Raw genomic sequence first — 1,408 nt, forward strand, 5'->3', positions numbered from 1 at the left:
AGGCGCGCTTTCCTATGGCGAATTAAATTACGGGGTCGCGCCTCAAGTTTTAACCTTTTTTTGCATAACCTACCAACCATAAAGGCTCAACTGTCTTAGGTTTCGTCTCCGGGGAAACCCCCAAGACCGCGCTGCCTCGCTTTTAATAATTTTTGAAAAGTTACTTCAAAAAAAACAATTTAATAAATCTCAATTTAATCCCTCCAATAAAAATAGCGCAACGCTACCAAATTTGTCCGATTGATTCAACAATAATAACTCTAACCAGCAAATTACTTTTTAAAATTGGTTATAGCCAAGTTAAACTAATTAGTGGATTAAATTTATCAACAGGAGTTCCCGAAGATACTTTAATAAATTTTGGCTCAAATCATGACTATAACTATGGACAAGAAATGATAGATGCATTGCCCAAAAATGCTATAGCCGTAATGGATAGAGGCTTTGCTTCTCTAAATTTTATCAAACAAAATAGCCTAATGAATAATTATTTTGTGCTAAGATTACCTAATAATTATAAACTACAGTTTTTGGAAAAATCTGAGTTTATGAAGGTCGGCACTGGTCAAAAATCAGGAATTTACAGAGTTATTAATTTTTGTGATCTAGAAAATAGATCTGAATATAAGACCTCTCCAAAAACTTGAAAGTATCTCAGTAACTGCTTTTCAGCCCTCAAATTGACCAAGTCAATTAAACCGTTGAATTAACGCTATAATAGGCTTTACGAAGCTATTGATATTAATTTATCACCAAAACTATGAGCAGATATAACCTCAATTGTTTCAGCACTTTCAGAGGCTTTTGTTACTTGTAATACTAAGGCTCCTGTTCCTGGGGGGGCGACATGAGAGCTAAAAAGTAGACTGTATAAGCTTCATAGCTCTCATACCTCGTAAATAATTATCGAGCTTATGACGACTTAAACGCATCAAATTTTCAACTAATTCCCAACATTTATCCATAAAATTAATCCACTTTTGGCCATAATTACCAATATAAAAACTGGACGGTGCGCTTTCCAATGGGCGAGTAAATCGCCCTTGGGTCGCACCGCTATGTCTTTTAGTTGTTCGCCCATATTATTTGACTCTAGCCACATACTTTTGAACTCCTTTTTTATTAATTTTATCTCCTTGAGATGTAGCAAATAGATAAGCAAAAGATCTTAAAAGAACTAAAGACAAAAAACGTTTTCCTACTACATTACTGCCTTCCATATTATATCCACCACTTTGATAATCTCGAAACATTTCTTCAATACCAAAACGTTGTCTTGATGCAGTCGCTCATGGTTTGAAGTTACCGTAAGACAGTTGAGCCTTAATCAATGGAGGCGCGCTTTCCTATGGCGAATTAAATTACGGGGTCGCGCCTCAAGTTTTAACCCTTTTTTGCATAACCTACC

Annotated in this window: 1 protein-coding gene and 1 pseudogene; one reads left to right on the forward strand and one right to left on the reverse strand. The window is 35.6% G+C overall.

Annotated elements, in window-relative coordinates; all coding sequences use genetic code 11:
- The first annotated feature begins 152 nt into the window (after nucleotides 1-152).
- Nucleotides 153-647, forward strand: a complete 495-nt coding sequence (locus tag F6K20_RS38515; protein WP_009149805.1) for a transposase — start codon at nucleotides 153-155, stop codon at nucleotides 645-647.
- A 172-nt stretch (nucleotides 648-819) separates the two neighbouring features.
- Here the strand turns inward: F6K20_RS38515 and F6K20_RS38520 are convergent.
- A pseudogene (locus tag F6K20_RS38520) lies at nucleotides 820-1,283 on the reverse strand (hypothetical protein); the annotation flags it as partial.
- Nucleotides 1,284-1,408: the final 125 nt, after the last annotated feature.

It is taken from the genome of Moorena sp. SIO2C4 (assembly GCF_010672485.1).
Taxonomy (GTDB): Bacteria; Cyanobacteriota; Cyanobacteriia; order Cyanobacteriales; family Coleofasciculaceae; genus Moorena; species Moorena producens.